Annotated in this window: 5 protein-coding genes and 3 pseudogenes; 3 read left to right on the forward strand and 5 right to left on the reverse strand. The window is 58.6% G+C overall.

The features are described 5' to 3' along the window. Together JCM25146_RS20060 and JCM25146_RS15120 are read left to right on the forward strand one after the other, a co-directional pair. A pseudogene (locus JCM25146_RS20060) lies at window positions 1-810 on the forward strand (copper resistance protein B); the annotation flags it as partial. A gap of 160 nt (window positions 811-970) precedes the next feature. Next, window positions 971-1,303: a metal-sensitive transcriptional regulator gene (locus JCM25146_RS15120; RefSeq protein ID WP_025829064.1), complete on the forward strand. Its 333-nt coding sequence runs from the start codon at window positions 971-973 to the stop codon at window positions 1,301-1,303. Between the two features lie 59 nt (window positions 1,304-1,362). On the opposite strand, the gene JCM25146_RS15125 is transcribed toward JCM25146_RS15120, so the two are convergent. Beyond that, a complete protein-coding gene (locus JCM25146_RS15125; protein ID WP_242401185.1) occupies window positions 1,363-1,854 on the reverse strand; it encodes a hypothetical protein in 492 nt (163 codons plus the stop codon). A 138-nt stretch (window positions 1,855-1,992) separates the two neighbouring features. Between JCM25146_RS15125 and JCM25146_RS15130 the strand changes: the two genes are divergently transcribed. Continuing rightward, window positions 1,993-2,634 (forward strand): LysE family transporter, encoded by a 642-nt coding sequence (locus JCM25146_RS15130; protein WP_025829067.1) that lies wholly within the window; start codon window positions 1,993-1,995, stop codon window positions 2,632-2,634. Between the two features lie 118 nt (window positions 2,635-2,752). Here the strand turns inward: JCM25146_RS15130 and ilvC are convergent, their stop codons facing one another. From ilvC to JCM25146_RS15150, 4 genes and pseudogenes are all read right to left on the reverse strand, one after another. Then, complete coding sequence (gene ilvC, locus JCM25146_RS15135; RefSeq protein ID WP_025829069.1) at window positions 2,753-3,772, reverse strand: ketol-acid reductoisomerase; 1,020 nt, start codon at window positions 3,770-3,772, stop codon at window positions 2,753-2,755. A 63-nt stretch (window positions 3,773-3,835) separates the two neighbouring features. After that, entirely contained in the window at window positions 3,836-4,354 is a 519-nt protein-coding gene (gene ilvN, locus JCM25146_RS15140; protein WP_025829071.1) for an acetolactate synthase small subunit, read from the reverse strand. Window positions 4,355-4,420: 66 nt separating this feature from the next. Then, window positions 4,421-6,225: pseudogene (gene ilvB / locus JCM25146_RS20065) on the reverse strand (biosynthetic-type acetolactate synthase large subunit). 48 nt (window positions 6,226-6,273) lie between these two features. Continuing rightward, window positions 6,274-6,715 (reverse strand): annotated as a pseudogene (locus tag JCM25146_RS15150) (tRNA (adenosine(37)-N6)-dimethylallyltransferase MiaA); the annotation flags it as partial.

Here is a 6,715-nt window from a genome sequence, read left to right on the forward strand (position 1 = left end):
GCACTGGCACTGGCACTGGCACTGGCACTGGCACTGGCACTGGCGGAGCGCATACGGCCCAAACTGTGCGCGTCAACCTGCCAGCCTTGCCCCCAGCAGCCGCTGGCCTGCCACCCCACCACCCGTGCCAACCGTGCACTACGTGCACAACATGCCCCCCGTTATGGACCACAACACGTATTTTCATGTTCTGATGGAACAGTTCGAGGGGCGTTACACAGCGGGGGACAGCCTGCTGCGTTACTCCGGCCAAAGCTGGTTTGGCACGGACCATGACAAACTCTGGATCAAATCCGAAGGCACAGTGGACGGGCACGGCCATATGACCGATGGCGACCATGAATTTTTGTATGACCACGCCATCTCTACCTATTTTGACCTACAGGCGGGCGTACGGCTGGACCTGGACAGTGGTCCTACACGGGCATGGGGGCAGTCGGGGTGCAGGGGTTGGCGCTTTATTTCTTTGATGTGTCGGCCACGGCCTACTTCAACGCCCAAGGGGTCGCGGGCAAGCTCGAAGGCTCCTACGACCTGCTGATTACCAACCGTCTGATCCTGCAACCACAGGCGGAGCTCAACTTCTACTCCCACACCGATGCGCAGCGTAACGTCAGCCAAGGTTTTTCCGACATCGATGCAGGCTTACGCCTGCGCTATGAGTTCAAGCGCAAAATTGCACCCTATATTGCCGTGACGTACGCAGGCCATTACGGCAACACAGCAAACCACGCCGCCAACTGGCGCGGCACAGCAGACAACGGCCCCGAAGATATCCGCTTTACCTTTGGGGTACGCACATGGTTTTAACCTTTTTATACCCCTGAAGCCCGTAGCACTTTTGCATCCCGTGCGCAGGCCCTCTACACAGGGGACAGACCACACCAGACAGGCAGGTGCTGCACCATCCGGCGTTGCACCTACCCTACCCCACGCGCCCCATGTTTTTAAACAACCAGCAGAATGCTCCATGCCCGCAGAAAAACCCGGCTGCACCGCCTGTACGCCCGCCCCCGCCACCAGCCAGGAACGGCACGTCACACAGCCAGACAAGACAGCCCTTATCAACCGCCTCAAACGGATTGAAGGGCAGGTCGGGGGCATTCTCAACATGGTGCAGGATGACCGCTACTGCGTGGATATTCTAACCCAGCTTTCCGCCGTCAAATCCGCGCTGGATGGTGTGGGGGTGCAAATTCTTACATCCCACGCCAAGGGCTGCGTACGCACGGCCATAGCCGAAAACGGCGGAGACGATGCGCTGGACGAGCTCATGGGCGTGATCCGCAAGATGGTCAAATAGTGCTGCTCTGGCAGCTATGGCCAGACACGCACGTTATTTATGCCCCCACCTTACCCGGTTCAGCACTCCGTATCGGAAAGGCCAAACAGCTCCGGATAAGGCATGGCGTTTCTGCCGAGTTTCTTTTTCTTCCACTCAGCCAGCGCCCTGTTGTATTCGACATGACGCAGGACAAACTGCAACGCCTCCTCGTGGCGTTCGTTGGTGTCATCCATCATCTTGCGGCGCCAGCCTGCTGCAATCAGCCAGTATTCCCCAGCAAGCTGCCACGCTCCTGCCCGGTGCTGCTCCATGGCAAGCCGTTCCAGCCCGTGCATGCTGGCATCCGCACTGGCCAACGCCTGTGCTGACAGAATAAAGTCATCGCCCTTCCACAGGAAAGTGGACTTCATGCTCGGGAACTGCCGGGTAAGTGCTCCCGGATCGCCAAAGTGTTCCTTGATCAGCATCGGAACCAGCCTGTCGTAAGACCTACGCCATTCGCACTGCACAAACTGCCCCTTGCCAATTCTGTTGAAGAACGCAGCCTCTATAACGGACTTGCCCTGCAAAGTCGATTTACACCCGCACCCCAACCCGCAGAATGCAGGAAAAACTGCAGAACTGCGCGCTCCCTCCAATATCTTGACGCATGAATGAGGGTTCTGGTCATAGTATCTGCGTCCATTTTAGGGGAAAGAGGCATAACCATGGGTCTGGCACAGGATTTATCCATTATTGCTGCGGTTTCCGCATTCTGGCTGGTTGCCATGATTGTGCCGGGGTTGGATTTTCTGCTTGTCACACGTCTGGCAGTCCTGCGGGGGCGCAGTGCTGCCCTACAGGCTACTCTTGGCATTGCAACCGGTGTTGCGGCATGGGGCGTAGCTGGTTTTTTTGGTATCAGAACACTCTTTATTGCAGCACCGTGGTTGTATCTAGCACTCAAGATCGGCGGCGGCCTTTACCTGATAACAATTGGCGTCAAGCTGTTCCTCAGCAGTTGGCACAGCACGGCTGAACCCACTGAGCCAGCCGCCACCACAGAAGCGCGCAGCAGTCATTTTCGCGCAGGGCTTCTGACCAATCTGGCCAACCCCAAAGCTCCGGTTTTTATCTCAAGCCTTTTTGCAGCCGCCATGCCCAGACATGCCCCCATCCATCTTGGTCTGGCCTGCGTTGCCGCCATGTTTGCGGTGGCCGTTGCATGGTTTGCACTGGTAACGCTGTTGCTCAGCCTTGAGCGTGTTTCGGCTCTCTTTCTCAGGTGCCGCCGCTGGGTTGACCGTTGCGCCGGTCTTGCATTCATGGCGCTTGGCATGCGCTTTGTCACCGAACGCGCGCCAAACTGAGCCTGCTCTGCCGGGCAATAGACCCGCATTTGCTACGGCGGAACGTGCCGACAAAAAGGCTCCCCCACATCTGTGAGGGAGCCTTTTTTACAGCGTTATGCCGGTAAGGGCCGCAGTCTTAGTTCTTGGTTTTGTCAACCAGACGGGACTTGGCGATCCAGGGCATCATGCCACGCAGTTTTTCACCCACGGCTTCAATCTGGTGCGCATCGTTACGAGCACGCGTTGCTTTGAAGAACACGTTGCCGGACTTGTTTTCCAGCACGAAGTTACGCACGAAGGTGCCGTTCTGGATATCCGTGAGGATGTCCTTCATGGCCTTCTTGCTTTCTGCCGTGATCACACGCGGGCCGGACACATACTCACCATACTCAGCGGTATTGGAGATGGAGTAGTTCATGTTGGCAATGCCGCCTTCGTAGATCAGGTCCACGATCAGCTTCATTTCGTGCAGGCACTCAAAGTAGGCCATTTCGGGGGCGTAGCCACCTTCGACCAGTGTTTCAAAGCCAGCGCGGATCAGTTCAACCAGACCACCGCACAGCACGGCCTGCTCACCGAACAGATCGGTTTCCACTTCTTCCTTGAAGGAAGTTTCGATCGTGCCTGCACGGCCACCACCAATGGCGGATGCGTAGGACAGAGCGATGTCCAGAGCCTTGCCGGACTTGTCCTGTGCAATGGCCACCAGGCAGGGCACGCCGCCGCCACGCTGGTATTCGGAGCGCACCGTGTGGCCGGGGCCTTTGGGAGCGATCAGGAACACGTCCAGGTCGGGGCGGGCTTCGATCAGGCGGAAGTGGATGGACAGACCATGAGCAAAGGCAAGCGCTGCACCCTGCTTGAGGTTCTTTTCCAGATATTCGGTGTACAGAGCGCCCTGACCTTCATCAGGTGTCAGCACCATAACAACGTCAGCCCAGGCAGCAGCTTTGTCGGGTGTCATAACCGTAAAGCCAGCATTGCGGGCTTTTTCTACTGCGGAAGAACCTTCACGCAGGCCGATCACAACGTCAGCAAGGCCGCTGTCCTTCAGGTTGTTGGCATGGGCATGGCCCTGGCTGCCGTAACCGATAACGGCCACTTTTTTGGACTTGATCAGGTTAACGTCGGCGTCACGATCATAATACACGCGCATAGCCATTCTTCTTTTCTCCCTGTTGCCGGGGGTTAGTCCCCGGCGTTGCTGCCTGTCTATACTTCAGAAGTTCTGAATTGTCTGCGGCCCACGGCAAATGGAGGCAACCCCGGTGCGGGAGACCTCAACCAGCCCGAGTGGACGCATCAGCTCAATAAAACTGTCCAGCTTGTCTGTGGAGCCGGTCAGTTCAAACACAAAGGAACTGGCGGTCGTATCCACCGCCCGTGCCCGAAAAGCCTGTGCAATACGCAGGGCCTCGGTCCGTGGCTCTCCCGAGGAGACCACTTTGACCAGCGCCATTTCCCGCGCAACATAGGGGCCTTCCGCCGTCAGGTTCACCACGCGTGAGACGGGGACAAGCCGCTCAAGCTGCGTTTTAACCTGCCAGATGGAAGACTGCGTGCCCGTGGTCACAATGTTTACGCGTGAGGTGTGGCCGTGTTCGTCCACTGGCGCCACGGTCAGGCTCTGGATGTTGTAACCACGACCAGAGAACAGCTCTACAATACGGGCAAGTGCCCCGCTTTCATTATCCACCAGAAGGGAAATAACAGCGGAACCGGAAACTTCGACCTGCATACTCATGTTTCTCGCAATCAAAGCGGAAGGGACAAGGCGGAACCAGACAAGAGCAACTCTGGCGGACTAGACCAGCATCTGCCCTTCCTTGCTGATTGTAGCACTGACGGCCTCCTGCTCCGGGCCAAGGATCATCTGGTTATGGGCAGCCCCCGAGGGGATCATGGGGAAGCAGTTCTCCCCTTCCGCAACACAGATGTCCACAATCACGGGGCCATTATGCTCCAGCGCCTGACGGATGGTGGCATCCAGCTGGTCCAGCCGGGTAACACGCAGGCCAGTAGCATGAAAGCTTTCCGCCAGCTTGACAAAGTCCGGCAGTGCATCGGAGTAGCTTTCCGAATAGCGCGAGCCATGCAGCAGTTCCTGCCACTGGCGCACCATGCCCATGTAGTGGTTGTTGATAATGAAAATCTTAACCGGCAGGCGGTACTGCGCAATGGTCCCCAGTTCCTGAATGTTCATCAGGGTCGAGGCTTCGCCCGCCACATCCAGCACCAGCGCATCGGGGTGGGCAATCTGCGCACCAACGGCTGCGGGCAGGCCGTACCCCATGGTGCCCAGACCGCCAGACGTCAGCCAGCGGTTGGGCTGATCAAAGCGGAAAAACTGCGCAGCCCACATCTGATGCTGCCCCACCTCGGTGGACACATAGGTATCCCGCCCGGTCTGGCGCGCCAGTTCGTAAATACGCTGGATGGCCTGCTGGGGTTTGATAACCGCATCGGGCGCCTGATCCTGACCAAAGCGCAGGCAGTCCAGCGCGCGCCACCCCTCAATTTTGGCCCACCACGCGTCCAGTTCAGCCTTGTGCGCGTAAACGGGCTGCTTTTCCCACTCCTCGATCATCATGGCGATAATCTCGCCCACATCCCCCACAATGCCTTCGTTGACATGCACGATCTTGTTGATCTGCGAGGGGTCAATATCGACATGGATTTTAAACGACCCGGGAGAGAATGCATCCAGCCGCCCGGTCACCCGGTCATCAAACCGGCTACCAAGGGCGATCAGCACATCGCAGTCATGGGTTGCCAGATTGGCTTCGTACGTGCCGTGCATACCAGCATGCCCAGAAACCGCTCATCCGTACCGGGGAACGCCCCAAGCCCCATGAGCGTGGAGGTAACGGGAAAACCCGTCAGCGCCACCAGCCTGCGCAGGTTCTCGCTCGCCTGCGGGCCGGAGTTGATGACGCCGCCACCGGTATAGAACAGCGGGCGCTTGCCCGCCTTCATTGCGGCCACTGCGCGCGCAATGGCTGCGCGGTCAGGCTGGGTGGTCATGCGGATGGTACGCGGGGTGACCGCGCCTGCATCCACATAAGGGGCATCCCCCACCGTAATGTTCTTGGGCAGGTCGATCAGCACCGGGCCGGGGCGACCGGAGCGGGCAATGGCAAAGGCCTCATGCACCGCAGGAGCCAGGTCCTCGGGCTTGCGCACCAGATAGTTGTATTTGGTCACCGGGCGGGTAATGCCGGTTGTATCCGCTTCCTGAAACGCGTCATTACCGATCAGGGGGGTTGGCACCTGCCCGGACAGGCAGACCAGCGGGATGGAATCCATCATCGCGTCCAGCAGGCCAGTGACCGCATTGGTTGCCCCCGGCCCGCTGGTGACCAGCACCACACCCACTTTGCCAGTGGAACGGGCGTAAGCCTCCGCCGCATGGACAGCCGCCTGCTCATGGCGCACCAGCACATGGCGGATGTGATCCTGCTTGAACAGCGCATCGTAAATGGGAAGAACGGCACCGCCGGGATAACCAAAAATGACTTCCACACCCTGTTCGACCAAAGCGCGCAGAAGGACTTCCGCACCCGGCAGGGTGGTGGTTGTCTGAGCGTTCAGTGTGGTCGAACCAGTCATGCGTGTCATAGCGTCCTCTCTTCCCGGAATTGGGAGCAGGTCGTCTGTTTAGGACTCACCGTCTGGTGCGTCAATCCCCCTTAGAATAAAAGAAACAATTTCGTCATGTTTTCTTTCCGAAAATTGCTCAGAATTGGCAAAACAGGCATTAACCGTGCAGGTCAGCCCTTCCGCAGTCAGCGGATGGTGCGCAAACCACGTGGCCTGCCGCTTGGTATACTGCCCCGTGGCAACAATGGCGCGGCTGGCGGCTTCCGCCTGTGTTATCTCGCCGCGTAACATGGCCGCCAGTTCGGGCACGCCGTGTGCGCGCATGGCAGGCAGGGTTGGGTCCAGATTCTGTTGTAACAGACTGCGCACCTCCTCCACAGCCCCCTGCTCCAGCATACTGGCAAAGCGGGCCTGTATGCGCTGGCGCAGTTCGGGGCGAGCGGGGGCCAGCCGTACGGCAACAAACCGGCAGGGTGCCGGAGGCAGGCCCGGCTGCGCC

This window comes from Acetobacter okinawensis JCM 25146 (genome assembly GCF_000613865.1).
Classification (GTDB): domain Bacteria; phylum Pseudomonadota; class Alphaproteobacteria; order Acetobacterales; family Acetobacteraceae; genus Acetobacter; species Acetobacter okinawensis.

Excerpts from the sequence above, each read along its gene's own strand:
- JCM25146_RS15130 (WP_025829067.1), top strand. The coding sequence starts at position 1,993 with ATGGGTCTGGCACAGGATTTATCCATTATTGCTGCGGTTTCCGCATTC.
- JCM25146_RS15120 (WP_025829064.1), top strand. The coding sequence starts at position 971 with ATGCCCGCAGAAAAACCCGGCTGCACCGCCTGTACGCCCGCCCCCGCC.
- ilvC (WP_025829069.1), bottom strand. The coding sequence starts at position 3,772 with ATGCGCGTGTATTATGATCGTGACGCCGACGTTAACCTGATCAAGTCC.
- ilvN (WP_025829071.1), bottom strand. The coding sequence starts at position 4,354 with ATGCAGGTCGAAGTTTCCGGTTCCGCTGTTATTTCCCTTCTGGTGGAT.